Source organism: Parvularcula dongshanensis (assembly GCF_014199615.1).
Lineage (GTDB): Bacteria > Pseudomonadota > Alphaproteobacteria > Caulobacterales > Parvularculaceae > Parvularcula > Parvularcula dongshanensis.
Genome location: NZ_JACHOB010000001.1, coordinates 782,696 through 800,733 on the forward strand (window position 1 = coordinate 782,696; position 18,038 = coordinate 800,733).

An 18,038-nucleotide genomic window follows, 5' to 3' on the forward strand; every position below is an offset into this window, starting at 1 on the left:
CGGCTATCGGGGCGCCCTGCCTCAGGCAGCGCCGCTTTAGCTCAGTTGGTAGAGCAACGCATTCGTAATGCGTAGGTCGCGTGTTCGAGTCACGCAAGCGGCACCATCCTTTCCCCTGCGACATCAGTGACTTGGCCTCAAGGGCGAGGCGCGGTCACGCGGGGACAGCGCATTTCTGTTCCAGCCGTGACTTGTACGCCCCGCCGCGCGGTCCTTACCTTCGCGCAGGCACGAGCTTCGCATGTCATCGGCTAGGGATCCTTTATGCGATCGATCTTCGCGACCTTTCTGTTCGCCTTGCTGAGCGTCGTGCCCGCGGCGGCGGCGGCGGGCTGCAACGTCGAAGCGGGCCGCGGCGAGGCGCTCTGGTCGGCGCAGGTCGGCGCCGGCCGCCTGGCGCCCGTCGGCGGCGTGACCGCCTGCCGATCAGGGGCGTGGTCCGACCCTGCGACCTGGGACGGCAAAGCGCCTCAGGCGGGCGACAGCGTCCACATCCCCGAAGGGATCGCCGTCACCTACGACCTCAAGGCGGACGCCCCCCTCCTCGACTCCGTGCGCGTCGACGGTGACCTCACCCTCGCGGACGGCTTCGACCTGCGCGTCGGTCAGGGGCTGCTCTTGATCCTCAAGAGCGGCAGCCTGACGGCGGGAACCGAGACGGCGCCCGTCTCGGGCCGCATCGCCTTCGGCGCCGGTGCGGACATCGACGTCGCCCGCGACCCGCACCTCGAAGGGATCGGGCTGATGGCGATGGGCCGCGTCAGCCTGCACGGCGAGGCCATCGAGCCCTTCACCGTGATGACGTCGGCGGTGAAGGAGGGGGCGGACCGGGTGACGCTCGAGGCGCTGCCGGTCGGCTGGGCGGAAGGCCAACGCGTCGTCTTCGATGCGACCCGCTGGATTCCCTACGGCAACGATCCGAACGATCCGCGCGAGACCTATGGGAGCGGCTACGAGACCGACGGCACGCCCAGCAAGGGCGGCTACTGGCGCGGCGACGAGGCGGAGGTCCGCAGGATCGAGGAGATCGTCCGGGAGAAGGGCGGACGCGTCACCCTGACGCTCGACGAGCCGCTGACATACGAGCACGCCCCCGACCCGGTCCTCGCGGGCACGCGCTGGCGCCTCTCCAACCTCGACCGCAGCCTCGTTCTGACCTCGAGCGACTACGGAACGCTGCACCACCGTGGCCACGTCATGTTGATGACCAGCGAGGCGGACATCCGCTACGCCGCCTTCAGGGGGCTGGGGCGTACCGATAAGCTGCACCGCGCCTTCGACGCTGAGCTCGTCGAGGCGATGACGCCCGAGACCAACGTGAAGGGCCGCTACCCTCTCCACGTCCACCGCGCGGGCGGCCTGCCCAAGCGGTACGGCCAGCCCTACGATCCGGTCTTCATCGCCTACAACGTGATCGAGGGCGCCCCCGGCTGGGGCTTCGCCCAGCACGGGAGCGCGGCGGACCTGCACCGCAACGTCGCCTTCGACATCTTCGGCTCGGCCTTCGTCGCCGAGTCCGGGGACGAGGTCGGAAAGTGGAGCGAGAACCACGCCGTCCGGGTCGTCGGCGTCAGCAGGCTGATCAAGGACGGCGCCGATGTGGGCGCTTTCGACCTCGGACGCACGGGCGATGGCTTCTGGCTGCAGGGGCGCATGGTCCGCATGCGCGACAACTCCGTCTCGAGCTGCCAGCACGGCGCCGTCTGGATGCCGAGGGGAGAGTACAAGAAGGGGCTCGCCCGGGTCGACGCCACGTCCTTGCTCCAGCCCGCCTCGTTCCGAGGCCGGAACAAGGCGGCGCCGAACGATCCTCACATCCTCCAGCTCGACGGCTTCGAAGCCTATGCATGTCGGGAGGCCATCGAGGTCCACAAGGAGAACGCGCTGCAGAACCACGACCTGCACAGCGTCCTGCGTGACGTCGTCGGCTGGCAGGTCGGCGACGGCATCGCGCTCCAGTACACCGGCAATTACGAGGTCGTGAACCCGCGCCTGCGCTACGCGGTCGGCGCCAAGAACGTCGTCGGCAGCGCGCAGAACAAGCAGAAGCGGTCGATCGGCATCCTGTTCGGCAAGAACTCGATCGGCCTGACCCTGCTCGGCGGTGAGGTGCACGACTTCGGCAACGGCCTGCACGACATGTCGATCAACGACTTCGCCGGCAAGGACAAGACGCGGACGGAAGACGAGAAGCGCCACGCCGTGCTGGGCACGCAGTTCGTGGACGTCGATCGTCCCTTCGTGCGGGGAAAGAAGGCCTTCGACCCTAAGGACGGCTCGTTGATCTACAGCGAGACCCTGGACCCGCTGCCGGGGGCGGGCGCCCTCGCCCTGACGCAGGACGAAGTGCCCGTCTGGCACCGTAAGGACCGCAAGACCGTGCCGCTTCGGGCCGAGAAGACGGATGGCCTGGGGACCTATGCCTACGGCTCGCCGGCGATCTACGGCATGTGGGCGACGAACGCGAAGGGCGAGAACGTGCCCTGGAGCCTCGACCACGCGGTGACGAACCAGAGCCTCCGCCTCGCCCTCGATCGCTACGGCGTCTACGAACTCGACGGCGGGCGGGTGACGTTGTGGAGCGAGTGGCTGACGAACCGCCTCAACGGCGAGCGGGAGAAGGCCCGCGTCGTCTTCCGCCTGGCCGACGACTATCAGATCAAGGACAAGGTGGTCCGCCACGGCGCGCTCGACCTCGCGGCGCCGCCGCCGCCGAGGAAGGCGCTGCCCGCGATCCGCGTGGTCAGCGGTCAGACCCTGACGGTCCGCCCGTCCCTGCCGGAAGGGGTCGAACCCGACGGGATCGACATCGCGCCCTACGGGACGGTTTCGGGCGGGGTGTACGGCGAGCCGATCCTCTACAGGCCCGATCCGGACTTCACGGGCGAGGACAGCTTCCCGATCTACGGCCGCGACCCCGCGACCGGCCTCACGACCCGCTACATCCAGCGCGTCGAGGTCGTCCCGGCTGCGTCGCCCGCCTAGCCGACCTCGCGTCCCGCTGGCACAAGCGGGGCATGATCGGAAAGCTACTCATCGCCAACAGGGGCGAGATCGCGGTGCGCGTCTGCCGCACCGCGCGCCGCCTCGGCATCAAGACCGTCGCCGTCTTCTCCGAGGCCGACAGGGACGCTCCTCACGCCCGGGCGGCCGACGAGGCCTACCTGATCGGTCCCGCGCCGGCCTCCGAGAGCTATCTGCGCAAGGACGCGATCCTCGAGGCGGCGAAGCGCGCGGGCGCGGACGCCGTCCACCCCGGCTACGGGTTCCTGTCCGAGAACGAAGGCTTCGCCCGCGCCTGCGAGGCGGCGGGGCTCGCCTTCGTCGGCCCCAGCCCGGAGACGATCGCGCTGATGGGCTCCAAGGCGGCCGCCAAGGACGCGATGCAGAAGGCGGGCGTGCCGCTCCTGCCGGGCTATCAGGGCGAGGACCAGTCGCCCGCGACCTTCGCCCGCGAGGCCGAGCGCATCGGCTACCCGGTCCTCCTCAAGGCGGTCTCGGGCGGCGGGGGCAAGGGCATGCGGATCGTCCAGGGGCCGGGCGAGATCGAGGAGGCGCTCGCGGGCGCCCGGCGCGAGGCCGCCTCGGCCTTCGGCGACGACCGCGTCCTCGTCGAGAAGTTCCTAGGCGCCCCCCGCCACGTCGAGGTCCAGGTCTTCGGCGACGGCAGGGGCGAGGTCCTCCACCTCTTCGAGCGCGACTGCTCCGTGCAGCGACGCTACCAGAAGGTGGTCGAGGAGGCCCCGGCGCCGAAGCTGCCCGGCGCCGTGCGAACGCGCCTCCTCGAGGCGGGCGTCCGCGCAGCCGAGGCCGTTTCCTACCGCGGGGCGGGCACGGTCGAGTTCCTCTACGACGGCGTGGACGGCGTCTACTTCATGGAGATGAACACGCGCCTGCAGGTCGAGCACCCGGTGACCGAGATGATCACCGGCCTCGACCTCGTCGAGTGGCAGCTGCGCGTCGCCTCCGGCGAAGGCCTGCCGCTGCGCCAGGACGAGGTCCGTTGCGACGGCCATGCGATCGAAGTCCGCCTTTACGCGGAGGATCCGGCCCGCGGGGACATGCCGAGCACCGGGCGGATCACGGACCTCAGCCTGCCGCGCGGGCGGGGCGTGCGCGTCGATCAGGGGATCGGCCCGAACTCGACGGTCACGCCGTACTACGACCCGATGCTCGCCAAGATCGTCGCGCACGGCCCCGACCGGATGGCCGCGCTTCGCCGCCTGCGGGACGCCCTCGCCGGGGCGAGGGTCGAAGGCGTCTCCACCAATCTGCGCTTCTTGCGCCGCATCCTCGCCGCCCCGGCCTTCGAAGACGGCGGGGTGACGACCGGCTTTCTGGAAGGAGAAGGGGCGGGCCTGCGCGAGGATCCGGCGCCCGGCGCGCGCGTCCTCGCGGCGGCGGCCCTGTGGCGCGGGCTGCGGGCGGGCTCGCCCTTCCGCCTCAACCTGCCCCGGACGGTGAGCGCGGCCTTCTTAGGCACGGACGGCCCCGTCCCCGTCTCCCTGTCCGAGCGCGGCGAGGACTGGTCGGGAACGGTCGGGGACGAGACCGTCCGCTTGGAGGGCGCGGAGGTGACGAAGAAGGCCGTTCTCCTGTCGGAGGGCGGGGCGCGCCATGCCTACGCGGTGAGGGCGACCGGAACGGGCCTCCTCGTCACGGGGCCGGACGGCGAGACCTACCCGCTGACGCTCCACGACCCCCTCGCCGAAGCCGCGGCGGGCGGCGCGGACGCGGCCTCTCTTCTTGCGCCCATGCCCGCCACGGTGACGGCCGTGCTGGTCGAAGTCGGCCAACAGGTCGAGGCGGGCACGCCTCTTCTCACCATCGAGGCGATGAAGATGGAGCACGTGGTCAAGGCGCCGGCGGACGGGCGGATCGTCGAGACGCCCTACCTTCCCGGCGACACGGTGGCCGAGGGCGCGAAGCTCCTCGGCTTCGAGGCGGACTGACCGCCTGGCGATCGAAAGAACGGAGTCGTTCCATGACCGATAAGAGCTTCGAGGGCCGCTGCGCCCTCGTCACCGGTGCCACGTCCGGCATCGGCCGCGCGACCGCCGAGCGCCTATTGGCGGGCGGCGCGAAGGTCGTCGCCGCCGGACGCCGGACCGATAGGCTCGAAGGGCTGGCGGCGGGGCATGAGGGGCGCGTCTACCCCCTCACGCTCGACGTCACCGATGCGAAGGCCGTCGCAACCCTGCCGGCGGCGCTGCCGAAGGGCTTCGCGCCAGACATCCTCGTCAACAACGCGGGGCTCGCCCTTGGCCTCGGCGGGGCGGACGAGGCCGACCTCGACCAGTGGGACCGGATGATCGACACCAACATCCGGGGCCTCGTCCACGTGACCCGTGCCTTCCTGCCGCAGCTGAAGGCGCTCCCCCGTGCCGACGTCGTCAACATCGGCTCGATCGCCGGGACCTACCCCTATCCCGGCGGCAACGTGTATGGCGGGACCAAGGCCTTCGTGCGCCAGTTCAGCCTGAACCTGCGGGCGGACCTTCTCGGCTCGAAGGTCCGCGTCGCCTGCGTCGAGCCCGGCATGGCGGATACGGAGTTCTCCTCCGTGCGCTTCTCCGGCGACGAGCGGAAGGCCGCCAAGGTCTACGAAGGGGTCGAAGCCCTCACCGGCGAGGACATCGCCGAGGTGATCGCGAACCTCCTCGCCCTGCCGCCCCATGTAGTCGTCAACAGGGTCGAGGTAATGCCCGTGCAGCAGGCGTCCGGACCGTTGTCGGTGTCGCGGGGCGAAGGCTAATTCGTCAGTCCACGTCCTGGCCGAGCGCCGCTGCGACCGCGAACACGTCCTTGTCGCCCCGGCCGCACATGTTGAGGAGGAGGATCTGCTCGGAGCGCATCTCCTTCGCGCGGTCGAGCGCCCGGGCGAGGGCGTGCGAAGGCTCGAGCGCGGGGATGATTCCCTCGAGGCGGCAGCAGAGCTGGAACATCTTCAGCGCCTCCTCGTCGGTCGCCGAGACGTAGGACACGCGCCCGGTGTCGTGCAGCCAGGCGTGTTCGGGCCCGATGCCGGGGTAGTCGAGGCCTGCCGAGATCGAGTGCGCGTCGGTGATCTGTCCGTCCTCGTCCTGAAGGAGGTAGGTCCGGTTGCCGTGCAGGACGCCGGGCCGCCCGCCGGTGAGGCTGGCCGCGTGCTCCCCGCTCTCCAAACCGCGCCCCGCCGCCTCGACCCCGATGATTTCGACCTCTTCGTCGTCGAGGAAGGGGTGGAAGAGGCCGATCGCGTTCGACCCCCCGCCGATGCACGCCATGATGCAGTCGGGTAGGCGGCCTTCCGCCTTCAGCATCTGCGCTCGCGCCTCGGTGCCGATCACGGACTGAAAGTCGCGCACCATGGCGGGGTAGGGGTGGGGGCCGGCCGCCGTGCCGATGACGTAGAAGGTGTCCGCGACGTTCGTCACCCAGTCGCGCAAGGCCTCGTTCATCGCGTCCTTGAGCGTGCCCGTGCCGGAAGTGACGGGCTTCACCTCGGCACCGAGGAGCCTCATGCGGAAGACGTTGGGCTTCTGCCGCTCGACGTCGGTCGCGCCCATGTAGACGGTCAGCTTCAGCCCGAAGAGCGCGCAGACGGTCGCCGTCGCGACCCCGTGCTGGCCCGCCCCCGTCTCGCAGATGATCCGCGTCTTGCCCATGCGGCGGGCAAGGAGGATCTGACCGACGCAGTTGTTGATCTTGTGCGCGCCCGTATGGTTCAGCTCGTCGCGCTTGAAGTAGATCTTCGCGCCGTGGCCGGGCTCGGCGCCCTCGCGGACGTGCTCGGTCAGGCGCCGCGCGTGGTAGAGCGGCGAGGGGCGCCCGACATAGGTCCGCAGAAGCTCATCGAACTCGGCCCTGAACGCCGGGTCCGTCTTCGCCGCCTCGTACTCGGCCTCGAGCGCGCGGACGAGCGGCATCAGGGTCTCGGCGACGAATCGCCCGCCGAAGTGGCCGAACCGGCCGTCCTGATCCGGGCCCGTCCTGTAGCTGTTGCGTCTCGCGGCGTCCGCCATGTCTCAACTCTCCTGTGGGGCCGCGGCCATAGCAGCCCTCGTTGCCGCGACGAAGCGGGCGATGCGTGACGGGTCCTTCACGCCGGGCGCGCTCTCCACGCCCGACGACACGTCGAGCCCGGCGAAGCCAGGCAGCCCCCGGCAGGCGAGGACGGCGTCAGCCGCGTTCTGCGGCGTCAGCCCTCCTGCGAGGAGCCAGCGCGGGCTTCCGGGCGCCGCGCGCAGCACCGACCAGTCGAAGGTGGCGCCGTGCCCCCCGGCCGCGCCCGCCCCGGTGGGCGGCTTGGCGTCGTACAGCGCCAGCGCCGCGTTGCTGCCTGCGCTCTCGTAGAGGTCGCCCTCGCTGGCGACGCCGAACGCCCGGATCACCGGCAGGCCGAAGCCCGTTTGGATTCGCAGAACGTCCTCCTCGCTTTCCCGGCCGTGCAGCTGGAGGAGGTCGAGGGGAACCGCTTCGAGGACCTCCTCGATCTCGGAGAGGGCGGGGTCCTGGAACAGCCCGACGACCGAAGCTTCGCCCCTTGCACGCGCCGCCAGCGCGGCGGCCTGGGCGGGCGGCACGTAGCGGCGGCTCTTCGGCACGAAGACGAGGCCGACGAGATCCGCGCCCGCCCCTGTCGCCGCCTCGACGCCCGCCTCGTCCGTCAGGCCGCAGATCTTGACGAGGCCCGCCGTGCTCAGGGCGGGTTCGGTCACGCCCTTACGCTCGGCAGACCCGTCGGGGTCTCGCCGGGCCCGGCCTGGCCGACGGGGACGAGCACGCCGTCATGCTGCGGCGCCTTGAGGCTGCGCGCTTCGCGCAGCTCTTCGCGCAGCCGGCGAACTTCCCGCTGCCGCTCCTTGGCGAGCGTCCGGGCCTTGCCGCCCGACAGCCACATGCCGAAGCCGCCGAGCACGAAGCCTAAGAAGAGCGGGATCAGAAGGACGTAGGCGAGCGAGATCGGACCGACCGACACCGCCGGCGCGTCCTTCGAGAACGGGTCCATGCTCAGCGTCACGGGGTCGCTGTTCGCCGTCAGGAAGACGGCGAGGAGGACGCCGAGGACGAACAGGACGAGGAGGGTCAGGGCGCGTCGCATGGCGCGCTGTTAGACGCTGGGCACGTAGCTGACCAGACGCGGAAGCGTCAGCGCGCGGCGCGCATGCGCTCGTCGTCCTTCGTCCCGGCCACGGGCTCGCGGTTCAGCCGCTCGCGCATCTCCTTGCCGGTCTTGAAGAACGGGGTCCACTTCTCGTCGATCTCCACGGGCTCGCCGGTCCTCGGGTTGCGACCCGTGCGCGCTTCGCGGTGCTTGACCGAGAAGGCGCCGAAGCCGCGAAGCTCGACCCTGTCTCCCGCACACAGCGCGTCCGCGATCTCGCCGAAGATGGCGGCGACCACGCGCTCCACGTCCTTGGCGTAGAGGTGCGGGTTCTCTTGCGAGAGCTTCTGGATCAGTTCGGACTTGATCATGACGCGATCCCTCCCTTCCTAGCCGCAACCGTCCTGCCGAAGGGGTCAGGGGGTGCGTACGCGAACGGCTCCCGTCCTGATGCGGCGGGCCGCGACGGCACAATGGGTCTGCGCTTTAACATTTGTCAACACTAACGCACAGGCTACTGATCCTGCGCGGATTGATGCCGGACCGATGGGACGCCAAAAGGCGGCATGGACCAGCCTGAAGCCCCCCGCGGCCCCGTGCCTGATTCGCCCCGCCGCGTCAGCTTCGGCGCACGCGACGTCGACGAGAACGAGAAGGCCGGCCTCGTCCGCGGCGTCTTCGACGGGGTCGCGCCCGCCTACGACGTCATGAACGACCTGATGAGCCTCGGCGTCCACCGCGCTTGGAAGAGCGTACTCCTCGACCGGCTGAACCCGCAGCCCGGGCAGCGCCTCCTGGACGTGGCCGGGGGCACGGGCGACGTCGCGAGGGGCTTCCTCGCTCGCGCCGCCGAGCGGCCTGCGCGCGGCAGACCCAGCGCCAGCGCGACGATCTGCGACATCAACCACGCGATGATGGTCGCGGGCAGGGACAAGGACGGCCGCGCCGTGCCGGACCGCGTCTGCGCCGACGCGGAGGCCCTGCCCTTCGAGGACGCCGCGTTCGACGCCTACACCGTCGCCTTCGGCATCAGGAACGTGACGCACCGCGACCGCGCCCTGTCGGAGGCGAGGCGCGTCCTGAAGCCGGGCGGGCGCTTCGTGTGCCTCGAGTTCTCGCGGCCCGTGACCGCGAGCTTCGAGGCGCTCTACGCGGCCTACTCGGACGCCTTCATCCCCCGCCTCGGCCGCTGGGTCGCGGACGACGAGGACAGCTATCGCTACCTCGTCGAGTCGATCAGACGCTTTCCGCCGCAGGACGCCTTCGCGCTCGAGGTCGAGGATGCGGGCTTCGCGCGCGTCAAGGTCGAGAACCTGACCGGCGGGGTCGCGGCGCTACACATGGGTTGGCGGATCTGAGCCGGGCGGGCCCCGCTACAGGATGAAGTCCGCCTGCGTGATCTGCTCGAGCCCGACGCCGTGCAGAAGGAAGTCGGCATCGCCGACGTCCACCCTCACGCCCTCGGCCTCCTGCGTCAACGAGACGTCGGACCACCGGGCGTTCCTTACACCGTCGTGCTCGACATAGACCTGCACGTAGGAGAGGTCGATCCGATCGACGCCGTCCTCGAAGTCGGTGATCACGGTGCCGCCGCGCCCGCGCGCATCGAAGACGTCGCGGCCGGCGCCGCCGGTCAGCACGTTGTCGCCGCCGACGAAGAGCCGATCGTCGCCGAGCCCGCCTAGAAGCGTGCTGCCGAACGCGAACTCGTCGAACACGTCGTTCCCGGCACCGGCATCAATCACCGCGCCCTGGATGTTCAAGATGAACTCGTCCGCGTAGGATGTTCCGATCACCTCTTCGATCGAGTAGGTGGTGAACCGCTCCTCCCAATCCCAGAAGTCGGCTCCCATCGGTACGCCCCGACCGCCGAACGGGTCGAGAATCACCCGAGCGCCCTTGGACAGCCGCGAGAGGTCGAGTGTGTCCCATCCGTCGCCGCCATTCGCCGCGCCGGCGAACGCGGTCATGGTCAAGGTGTCGTCGCCGGCTTCGCCAAGCAGAAGGTCGTAGTCGCCGTCGCCGAGGAGCGTATCGTTCCCCGCGCCCGCATAGAGCGTGTCTGAGCCCGCCCCGCCGCTGAGCCGATCGTCGCCGCCGAAGCCGTGGATCTCGTTGTCGCGCGCGTTGCCCGTCAGCACGTCAGCACCCGGCGTTCCGTTCAGGATGACGGCGTAAGCGCCCGCGCCGTCGTCTGCGAAGATGACGTCGTCACCGGGGCCGCCCATGAGGGTGTCGTCGCCCCCGCCGCCGATGAGCGTGTCGTTCCCTTCCCATCCGTCCAGGTAATCGGCGCCCCATGTTCCGGTCACGTCGTCGTCGTAACGCGACAGGATCAAGCCCTCGACCTCTCGCAACGCGTCGATGCCCTCCTCGTCCGTCACGAGGCTGTAGTCGACGTACCCCCACTCATCCATCGGGATGGTGAGAACGATCGGCCGCGTCGCGTAGCGCAGGTCGGCGATGTCGAACCCGTCGTCCCCCGCGAAGACGAACTGGCCGTCATTGGCGACGCCGCGCAGCGTGTCGTCGCCGCCGCCGCCGATCAGCAAGCCGCCGCCGCTGGCGCCGATAAGAAGGTCGTGCCCGGCGCCGCCGTCGAGCAGGCCGCCGCCCGTCAGCGTGTCGTTGCCGCCGCCCCCCTGCAACTCCGCGTCCACCGACGAAGACAGCCTGTCCGCAAACGGAGAGCCGATCATCGTTTCGATCGCGATCATGAGGTCGCTGCCGCCGGGCGCGCCCGCGCCCAGATGCGCGACGACGCCCGCCGCCTCGTGCTCGTAGCTCACCGTGTCGAACCCCTCGCCGCCGTCGAGGAGGTTCCGCGCATCGTTGCCGATGAGAAGGTCGTTGCCAGACCCGCCCCGCGCATTCTCGATCACGACGCCGGGCACGATGGCGAGGTTCGAGTAGAGGCTCCCGACGGAGGAGATCGCGCCGGGGCGAAGGTCGATCGTCTGATCCCACGTGATCGTCGAGAAGTCGAACGTGTCGATGCCGCCCGTGTCCCAAACCGCCGCGATCGGGGGGGAGGACTCGCCGGTGATCGAGAAGGCCGGGTCCGTGGCGGCGACGCCGTACACGTCGTCGCCGGCCCGCACGCCCCCTCTCGCACCGTAGAGGCGCTGCAGCGCGAGGACGTCGTGAAGCATCAGCCCGGTCGGGTAGGCGCCGCGGAACGAGCCGCCGGTCTCGTCCTCGCCCCAGTAGCTCATGACCGTGTACTGAAGACTGTCTTCGCGGTACTCGGCTTCCGCGTCGTAGGACACGGCCGCTTCGCCGTCATACTCGCCCGGATGGGAGAGGCCGACGGCGTGCAGGATTTCGTGCAGCGCCACGAAGAACCCCTCGCCGTTCTCAAAGGACCAGGACGACACGGTCGCGGCGGCCGAAATCATCTCGCCGTCCCCGCCCTCGAAGAAGGTGACCCCGCCCCCGCCATTGGTCCAGGTCGAAAGGCCGATCTCGACCGTACCCGGAGACGACGCGCCGCCCGCACCGCCGACCCGGCGAAAGTCGATGTTCGCGACCTGCTCGATGAGGGCGATCGCGTCTTCGAAGTCGGCGATCTGCGCGGCCGTCGGCAGGGCGAATGTTCCGTCGCCCTCGATCCCGAACGCGGCCATCCCGGCCGCGTCCAGATAGCCGTAGGTGACGGTGCCGGGCGTTCCGAGCGCGTTCGGATCGAAGACGACGGAGCCGTCGGGCAGGGCGACGTTCCGGCCCGTCCCCGCGTCCCCGTCGTCCCACTTCCAATCGAGCCGGCTGATCTGGGCGGCCGCCTCCTCATGCGAGAAGCTCGGCAGGACGTCGAAGACCGCCGATCGGGCGGGGCGGACCGGCGCAGTCTCGGCGCGCCAGAATTCGGCCGCGCCGAACGCCCGGAATCCGGCCGAGCCGAACTCGTAATGCTTGTGATCCATTGATGATCGCGCCCCCGTTCCCGGCCCGATATTAGCGCGGGAAGTCCGCACGAAGAAGCGGATTCTTACGCTGTCTCAAACCTCTACAGGGGGGGCGAAGCTGGGACCTCGAAGCGTCGGCTTCGGGCTCGCCCGTTCTTACGTCTCTAGATCCAGCGTGATCACCGTCCCGCGCGTCGCGGTGTTGACGTCGAGCTTTGCGCCGAGGGACTGGACGAGGGCGGCGACGATGCTGCCCCCCATGCCCGAGGCGCCGTCATGGCCGGTGGTGTCGAGCTCGCCCGGCTCGGTCTGCGTGCGCGAGGCCTGGGCCTCCACGCTGTCGGCGTCCCAAGGCCAGTTCGAGCCTTCCCGCAAGCCGACCCCGTCATCCTCCACCATCAGCCTCACGCCGCCGCCCGTAAGCTTTTGGAACCGGATGCGGACCACGCCCTCATTGCGTCCCTTGAAGGCGTGCTCCAGCGCGTTGGTCAGGAACTCGGTCAGCAGGAGGCCGAGCCGCGCCGTGATCTCGACGGGCAGTTCGATCTCCTCGCATTCGACGTTGATCCGGATCGAGCCGCGTCCGTCGATCGCCGCCAGGGCCGCGGCGACGCGGCTGAGATAGGCGCCTGCCGCGATGGTCGTGTCGCCGACGGCGGCGACGCCTCTGCCCGACAGCTCGTCGTAGAGGAGGGCGAGGCTTTCGATCCTGTGGCTGAGCGCCTCGAAGCTTTCGCGCGTCACCTTCCGTTCGGCCTGAAGCCGGATCATGCTGACGATCATGGCGAGGTGGTTCTTCACCCGGTGCTGCACCTCGCGCAGCATCAAGTCCCGCCCGTCGCCGCCGGCCTCGGCGGTCCGAGGGTGGGCGTCGAGGTCCGTCTGCATGCCCAAGAAGCCGGTGAGCTCGCCGCTCTCGCTTCGCAAGGGCGCGATGACGAGGCGGTTCCTGAACGTCGTGCCGTCGGCCTTCTGGTTGTCGATGTCGACGCTGACGTCGCGCCCCTCGGCGATGGCGGTCCGGATCGTCTCGACGTCGGCCGGCGCGGCGGCGTCGCCTTGAAGGAAGCGGCAATTGCGTCCGACGGCGAAGGCGCGGCTGTAGAGCGTCATGCGCTCGAACGCGTCGTTCACGTAGACGATCGGGTTGTCCTCGATCCGCGGATCGGTGAGCACCATGGCGAAGGGCAGCCGTGCGATCGAACCTTCGATAGTACCTGAGTCGCCGCTCCTGCTGGATTCTGTCATGCCGTCTTTCCCCACGACCAAAAAGTTAGGTCGTAACGAGGATCGCGGTCAAGAAAAGGGGCCGGCCACGCCGGCCCCTCCGCCGTTCAGTACGCCCGGTACATGCCCGAGGCGGACAGCGTGCCCAGCATGTAGAGCATGCCGGAGTAGTAGCGGTCGCCGCCCGTCGGCGGGCCCGCGTTCCAGAGGTCCTCGACGAAGGCGTAGGGCCAGTCGCCGTTCGGAACCCGCGCGGCGAGGACGGCGGCCGCGTTCATGCCCTGCTGGCCGCCCCAGCGCGGATAGTTCCGCTCCAAGGGCGTGCCGTCGAGGGCGTAGCGCTGGAAGTAGGCGCCCCCGTTCTCGAGGCCCCCGCCGCCCCTGTTCGCGTCGTAGAAGAAGTCGAGGAGGCAGTTGGCGTGGAGCGCCTGGCGCGGATCCTCCGCCCACCAGTAGGTGTCCATGCCGACGTTCCCCGCCACGCGCCACGCGTCGGCGACGTGAAGCGTCGACTCCGCGTTGTAGGGGCTCTGATAGGGATCGGCCGAGAACGTCGCGTACTCCGGCGACAGGCAGGTCCGCGGGTTCTTCTGCCGCAGCCGGTTCAGGTAGTCGCGGCTGGTCTTCGCCACCGCCGCCCAGCGCTGCCGATCCGCGACGGGCCCGCGCTGCGCGAAGAGCTCGAAGAAGTGCGGCAGGTGGTAGGAGGGGTCCGTGTGCTCGGCCGAGCTGTAGTAGGGCACGAAGACGATCTGGTTCGTGGCCCGGTCGATGATGTTGGTCACGCCGTCCACGCGGCCGCCATTGTCCTCTTCCTGGTGCAGCATCTCCCGCGTGATCTCGTCGGCCCAGTACTTGTAGTTCTTGGGCCCGGTGCCCGCTTCGCTGCCCCAGCGTGCGTGCGCGATGTACAGGGCGGCCGCGAAGTAGACCTCGCCGTCCGGCGCAGGCGTGTTGCCGACGCAGGAACCCTGGTTCGCGCCGATCGGCAGCGGGTTGAACTTCCAGCAGAAGTACCCTTCCCACGGCCCGGACTTGTACAGCATCCGCTCGTAGGCGAAGCGCCAGAGCTTGTCGAAGCGCGCCTGGTCGTTCATCTGTACGGTGATCATCATCCCATAGGACTGACCTTCCGAACGCACGTCGACCGGGTTCGCCCCGTCATAGGTCTTGGGGTTCAGGATGTACGCCTCGTCCGCGTCGTAGTCGAAGTAGAGGCGGTTGGTCCCGTTCGCCGGGTCCGTGGTGCTGACGTTCGGGTCCTCGAAGTAGACGTAGTAGGCGTAGCGCAGCTTGTCGGCGATCTCGATCGGGGTCTTGCCGATCTCGTAGAAGAGGCTCCGGTACTGCCCGCTCTCGACGGCGCCCTCGCGCGGCGGGGTCGCATTGCCCGGGGTGACGCTCTGCGCGTGCGCGGCCCCGAGCGCGGTGGTCCCCACGAGGCCGCACAAGAGACCTCGAAGGCTAGTCTTCAGGCGTGGAAGGGTCGGCATGCAGTGTCACTCCCTGGCTATCGAACCGCGCCTCTGTTGGGCGCTATCATCAGCTTGGCGCGCCTTTGAGGCGACCGCTAGACGGAAGATGCAAAACTTGCAGTAGCAAAGTATTGATCGGCCAAGAGGCGCGGCAGCCGCACTTGTATTGACCGGTATCGTTGACGCTGAGACCGCGCACGTCTCAGGTGCGCGGATGCCTTACTCGGATACAGCCCTTCCGCCCTTCGAGGCGGAGTACTGCCCGCCTGACACCGCCCTCATCGAGGCGATGCTCGCCCGTGGCGGGCTTTCTCCTGAAGTCGAAGCGCGCGTGCGCAAGAGGGGGCGGCGCTACATCGAGGCGATCCGCAAGGCGCCGAAGGGCGCGGGGCTCGAGGACTTCATGCAGGAGTACTCGCTCTCCACCAAGGAGGGCCTCGCCCTCATGGTGCTGGCGGAGGCGCTGCTGCGCGTGCCGGACCCTGCGACCCAGGACCGCCTGATCGAGGACAAGCTCGGTGCGGGCGACTGGGACGCGCCGGACGGCGACGAGGGGTGGCTCCTGATGGCCGCCTCTTGGGGTATCGGGCTCTCGGCCCGCATCGTCCGGCAGGGCGAGACCCCGAGCGGCGTGCTGCGCGGCATGGTGAGGCGCCTTGGCAGCCCGGTCGTGCGCACCGGCACGCGCCAGGCCATGAGCTTCCTCGGGCACAACTTCGTCCTCGGTCAGACGATCGAGGACGCGCTCGCCCGCGCCGCCAAGCAGGAGCGCAAGGGGCTCCGCTACTCCTACGACATGCTGGGCGAGGGCGCCCGCACCCACGAGGACGCGGCGCGCTACACGAAGGCCTATGAGGACGCGATCAAGGCGATCGGCGAGCGGGCCGAGCGCCTCGGCCGCGAGATGCCCGACCGGTCCGGCATCTCGGTCAAGCTCTCCGCGCTCCACCCGCGCTACCTCCTCAAGAACCGCGAAGACGTCCTGAAGACGCTGGTGCCGCGCCTGACCGAGCTCGCCATCGCCGCGAAGCAGCACGACCTCGGCTTCACCGTCGACGCGGAGGAGGCCGACCGCCTCGAGCTCTCGCTCGACGTCTTCGCCGCCGTCGCCGCGGACGAGCGCCTTGCGGGCTGGGACGGCTTCGGCCTCGCGGTCCAGGCCTATCAGAAGCGCAGCCCAGCGGTGATCTCCTACGTCAACGACGTGGCGAGCCGCCTCGGCCGCCGCTTCAAGGTCCGCCTCGTGAAGGGCGCCTATTGGGACACGGAGATCAAGCGCGCCCAGGAGCGGGGCCTCGAGAACTTCCCCGTCTACACGCGCAAGGTCGCGACCGACCTCTGCTACCACGACTGTGCCAAGCGGCTGCTCGCGATGCGCGACAACCTCTACCCGCAGTTCGCGACCCACAACGCCCTCACCATGGCGACGATCCTGGAGCTCGGCGGCACCGGCCCCGAGGCGGGCTACGAGTTCCAGCGCCTGCACGGTATGGGCGAGATCCTGCACGACGGCGAGATCAAGGACGCGGGCGTGCCCGTCCGCGTCTACGCGCCGGTCGGCGGGTACAAGGAGCTTCTCGCCTACCTCGTCCGGCGCCTGCTCGAGAACGCGGCGAACTCCTCCTTCGTGGCCAAGGTCGCCGACGACCGCATCTCCGACGACGACCTCCTGACGCAGCCCGAAGACGCGATCCGGGAGCTGATGGATGCGGGGCGGCCCGTCTTCCACCCCGCGATCCACGTGCCGCCGGACCTCTACCCCGACCGCCGCAACAGCCGCGGGGCCGAGCTCGGCTACCGCCCCGACCTCGCCGAGCTCAGCGGCGCCGTCGCGGGGGGTTACGTCGGCGAGGAGACCGTGACGGGCTTCGTCGGCGGCGCTTCGCTCGGAGAGAACGACTTGCGCGACGCGGTCAACCCCGCGACGGGCCGGACCTTCGCGCGATGGGCGGAGACGAGCGAGGCCGACGTCGCCCGCGCCGTTGCCGTCGGGAAGGACGCCTTCCCCGCCTGGGACCGCAAGGGGCCGGCCGCGCGGGCGAGCTGCCTCCGCGCCTATGCCGACATCCTCGAGGCGCACCGGGACGAACTCCTCGGCGTCCTCGGGGCGGAGGCCGGAAAGACCATGGATGACGGCCTCGCCGAGGTGCGCGAGGCGGTCGACTTCTGCCGCTACTACGCGGCCGAAGCCGAACGGGTCATGGCGCCCAAGGACCTTCCGAGCCCGGTGGGCGAGACCAACACCTACCACCTCGAAGGCCGGGGCGTCTTCGCCTGCATCGCGCCGTGGAACTTCCCCCTCGCGATCTTCGTCGGCCAGGCCGTGGCGGCCATCGCGGCCGGAAACGCGGTCGTCGCCAAGCCGGCGGAGCAAACGCCCGTCACGGCGGCGATGGCCGTGAAGCTCGCGCACGAGGCGGGCATCCCCGGCGGCATCTTCAACCTGGTCCTGGGCGGCGGCAAGGTCGGCGCCGCGCTGACTGCGGACGAACGGATCGCAGGCGTCGCCTTCACCGGTTCGACCAAGACCGCGAAGGCGATCGGCCGAACCCTGGCCGAGCGGGAAGGGGGGATCATTCCCTTCATCGCGGAGACCGGCGGGGTCAACGCGATGATCGTCGACTCGACCGCCCTGCCCGAACAGGTCGCCGACGACGTGATCTCCTCCGCCTTCAGGAGCGCGGGCCAGCGCTGCTCGGCGCTCAGGGTGCTCTACCTGCAGGAGGACGTCGCGGACTCGATGCTCGAAATGATCGAAGGCGCGGCGCGGGCGCTCGTCCTCGGCGATCCGGGCGAAGCGAGCACGGATGTCGGGCCCGTCATCGACGCCGCCGCGCGGGAACGGCTCGACGCGCATTGGGCCAAGGTCGGCGAGGAGGGCCGCGTCGTCTATGTCGGCGAGGCGCCGGAGGAGGGGACCTTCTACGCGCCCCGCATCGTCGAGATGCCCGATCTGGACAGCGTGCAGGAGGAGGCCTTCGGGCCCATCCTCCACGTCATCCGCTACGGCTCGCGCCAGCTCGACGCGGTGATGGAGGCGATCGGCTCGACCGGCTACGGCCTCACCTTCGGCCTCCATACGCGTCTCGAAGAGCGCATCGCGCGCCTCGTCCCCCGCGCGCCGGCGGGCAACGTCTACGTCAACCGCAACCAGATCGGCGCGATCGTCGGCGTACAGCCCTTCGGCGGACGGGGCCTCTCGGGCACAGGCCCCAAGGCGGGCGGCCCGCTCTACCTCACCCGCTTCTGCGAGGAGCGGACGGTGACGATCAACACGACCGCGGCGGGCGGCAACGCCAGCCTCATCGCCATGGGCGAGGACGAGTGAGCGGCGGCGCGGAGCCG

The 18,038-nt window shown here is 69.8% G+C and carries 12 protein-coding genes and 1 tRNA gene; 6 read left to right on the top strand and 7 right to left on the bottom strand.

Features of this window, described 5'->3' with window-relative positions; all coding sequences use genetic code 11:
- Positions 1-30 precede the first annotated feature (30 nt).
- From GGQ59_RS03715 to GGQ59_RS03730, 4 genes are all read left to right on the top strand, one after another.
- Positions 31-106, top strand: a tRNA-Thr gene (locus GGQ59_RS03715).
- A gap of 158 nt (positions 107-264) precedes the next feature.
- Complete coding sequence (locus GGQ59_RS03720) at positions 265-2,985, top strand: G8 domain-containing protein (protein WP_183815922.1); 2,721 nt, start codon at positions 265-267, stop codon at positions 2,983-2,985.
- Between the two features lie 32 nt (positions 2,986-3,017).
- Positions 3,018-4,952: an acetyl-CoA carboxylase biotin carboxylase subunit gene (locus GGQ59_RS03725; protein ID WP_183815924.1), complete on the top strand. Its 1,935-nt coding sequence runs from the start codon at positions 3,018-3,020 to the stop codon at positions 4,950-4,952.
- Between the two features lie 32 nt (positions 4,953-4,984).
- Positions 4,985-5,755, top strand: a complete 771-nt coding sequence (locus tag GGQ59_RS03730; RefSeq protein WP_183815926.1) for an SDR family NAD(P)-dependent oxidoreductase — start codon at positions 4,985-4,987, stop codon at positions 5,753-5,755.
- 4 nt (positions 5,756-5,759) lie between these two features.
- Here GGQ59_RS03730 and trpB read toward each other — a convergent pair whose 3' ends face one another.
- Genes trpB through ihfB form a run of 4 tightly spaced genes read right to left on the bottom strand, consistent with a single transcriptional unit; the run spans position 5,760 to position 8,457 of the window.
- Entirely contained in the window at positions 5,760-7,004 is a 1,245-nt protein-coding gene (gene trpB, locus GGQ59_RS03735) for a tryptophan synthase subunit beta (RefSeq protein ID WP_183815928.1), read from the bottom strand.
- Between the two features lie 3 nt (positions 7,005-7,007).
- Positions 7,008-7,700, bottom strand: a complete 693-nt coding sequence (locus tag GGQ59_RS03740) for a phosphoribosylanthranilate isomerase (protein WP_221400851.1) — start codon at positions 7,698-7,700, stop codon at positions 7,008-7,010.
- Positions 7,697-8,083 carry a LapA family protein gene (locus GGQ59_RS03745; protein ID WP_183815930.1) on the bottom strand — a complete coding sequence of 129 codons (387 nt, stop codon included), beginning with the start codon at positions 8,081-8,083 and terminating at the stop codon, positions 7,697-7,699. Before GGQ59_RS03745 ends, GGQ59_RS03740 begins: the two co-directional genes overlap by 4 nt.
- 47 nt (positions 8,084-8,130) lie before the next feature.
- Positions 8,131-8,457: an integration host factor subunit beta gene (gene ihfB / locus GGQ59_RS03750; RefSeq protein WP_183815932.1), complete on the bottom strand. Its 327-nt coding sequence runs from the start codon at positions 8,455-8,457 to the stop codon at positions 8,131-8,133.
- Positions 8,458-8,652: 195 nt separating this feature from the next.
- Here ihfB and GGQ59_RS03755 point away from each other — a divergent pair, with 195 nt between their 5' ends.
- Complete coding sequence (locus tag GGQ59_RS03755; RefSeq protein WP_183815935.1) at positions 8,653-9,444, top strand: class I SAM-dependent methyltransferase; 792 nt, start codon at positions 8,653-8,655, stop codon at positions 9,442-9,444.
- A gap of 15 nt (positions 9,445-9,459) precedes the next feature.
- Here the strand turns inward: GGQ59_RS03755 and GGQ59_RS15120 are convergent, their stop codons facing one another.
- The 3 genes from GGQ59_RS15120 to GGQ59_RS03770 form a co-directional block, all read right to left on the bottom strand.
- Positions 9,460-12,009 carry a M10 family metallopeptidase C-terminal domain-containing protein gene (locus GGQ59_RS15120; RefSeq protein WP_183815937.1) on the bottom strand — a complete coding sequence of 850 codons (2,550 nt, stop codon included), beginning with the start codon at positions 12,007-12,009 and terminating at the stop codon, positions 9,460-9,462.
- 138 nt (positions 12,010-12,147) lie between these two features.
- Complete coding sequence (locus tag GGQ59_RS03765) at positions 12,148-13,239, bottom strand: PAS domain-containing protein (RefSeq protein WP_183815939.1); 1,092 nt, start codon at positions 13,237-13,239, stop codon at positions 12,148-12,150.
- A gap of 86 nt (positions 13,240-13,325) precedes the next feature.
- A complete protein-coding gene (locus tag GGQ59_RS03770) occupies positions 13,326-14,711 on the bottom strand; it encodes a family 8 glycosyl hydrolase (RefSeq protein ID WP_183815941.1) in 1,386 nt (461 codons plus the stop codon).
- Between the two features lie 196 nt (positions 14,712-14,907).
- On the opposite strand from GGQ59_RS03770, the gene putA reads away from it, so the two are divergent.
- Positions 14,908-18,021 carry a bifunctional proline dehydrogenase/L-glutamate gamma-semialdehyde dehydrogenase PutA gene (putA, locus tag GGQ59_RS03775; protein ID WP_183815943.1) on the top strand — a complete coding sequence of 1,038 codons (3,114 nt, stop codon included), beginning with the start codon at positions 14,908-14,910 and terminating at the stop codon, positions 18,019-18,021.
- Positions 18,022-18,038: the final 17 nt, after the last annotated feature.

What these genes read in the sequence shown, in the direction of transcription:
- putA (WP_183815943.1), top strand. Translation starts at nt 14,908, where the DNA reads ATGCCTTACTCGGATACAGCCCTTCCGCCCTTCGAGGCGGAGTACTGC.
- GGQ59_RS15120 (WP_183815937.1), bottom strand. Translation starts at nt 12,009, where the DNA reads ATGGATCACAAGCATTACGAGTTCGGCTCGGCCGGATTCCGGGCGTTC.
- GGQ59_RS03755 (WP_183815935.1), top strand. Translation starts at nt 8,653, where the DNA reads ATGGACCAGCCTGAAGCCCCCCGCGGCCCCGTGCCTGATTCGCCCCGC.
- GGQ59_RS03720 (WP_183815922.1), top strand. Translation starts at nt 265, where the DNA reads ATGCGATCGATCTTCGCGACCTTTCTGTTCGCCTTGCTGAGCGTCGTG.
- GGQ59_RS03745 (WP_183815930.1), bottom strand. Translation starts at nt 8,083, where the DNA reads ATGCGACGCGCCCTGACCCTCCTCGTCCTGTTCGTCCTCGGCGTCCTC.
- trpB (WP_183815928.1), bottom strand. Translation starts at nt 7,004, where the DNA reads ATGGCGGACGCCGCGAGACGCAACAGCTACAGGACGGGCCCGGATCAG.
- GGQ59_RS03765 (WP_183815939.1), bottom strand. Translation starts at nt 13,239, where the DNA reads ATGACAGAATCCAGCAGGAGCGGCGACTCAGGTACTATCGAAGGTTCG.
- GGQ59_RS03770 (WP_183815941.1), bottom strand. Translation starts at nt 14,711, where the DNA reads ATGCCGACCCTTCCACGCCTGAAGACTAGCCTTCGAGGTCTCTTGTGC.
- GGQ59_RS03730 (WP_183815926.1), top strand. Translation starts at nt 4,985, where the DNA reads ATGACCGATAAGAGCTTCGAGGGCCGCTGCGCCCTCGTCACCGGTGCC.
- GGQ59_RS03725 (WP_183815924.1), top strand. Translation starts at nt 3,018, where the DNA reads ATGATCGGAAAGCTACTCATCGCCAACAGGGGCGAGATCGCGGTGCGC.
- ihfB (WP_183815932.1), bottom strand. Translation starts at nt 8,457, where the DNA reads ATGATCAAGTCCGAACTGATCCAGAAGCTCTCGCAAGAGAACCCGCAC.